Annotated in this window: 1 protein-coding gene; it reads left to right on the top strand. The window is 71.9% G+C overall.

Annotated elements, in window-relative coordinates; translation table 11 throughout:
• The coding region (locus tag Q0C81_RS17940; protein ID WP_291841148.1) for a polyprenyl synthetase family protein at nt 1-484 on the top strand (484 nt) is incomplete at both ends.

Here is a 484-nt window from a genome sequence, read left to right as displayed (position 1 = left end):
AAGGGAGAGGTCGAGCCCTTGATCCGGCTCGCGCGCGACGACATGGCGGTGGTCGACGCCCTGATCGTCGAGCGGATGCAGTCCGACGTTCCGGTCATCCCGATGCTGGCCGACCACATCGTGGCGGCGGGCGGCAAGCGCTTGCGTCCGCTGCTGACCGTGGCCGCCGCGCGCGCCGTCGGCGCCCCGAACGGCATGGAGGCCGCCGTCCGTCTGGCCGCCTCGGTCGAGTTCATCCACACCGCCACCCTGCTGCACGACGACATCGTCGACGCCTCGGATCTGCGCCGGGGCAAGGTGGCCGCTCACCTGATCTGGGGCGCCCCCTCCAGCGTGCTGGTCGGCGACTTCCTGTTCGCCCGCGCCTTCGAACTGATGGTCGAGACCGGCCAGATGCGGGCCCTGGGCATCCTGGCCCGGGCGTCCAGCGTCATCTCCGAGGGCGAGGTGCTGCAGCTGACCCGCGCCCACGACCTGGGGCTGG

It is taken from the genome of Brevundimonas sp., assembly GCF_023259385.1.
Taxonomy (GTDB): Bacteria; Pseudomonadota; Alphaproteobacteria; order Caulobacterales; family Caulobacteraceae; genus Brevundimonas.
The sequence above is the reverse complement of the archived record's forward strand: the minus strand, read 5'-3'. Positions and strand labels throughout refer to the sequence as shown.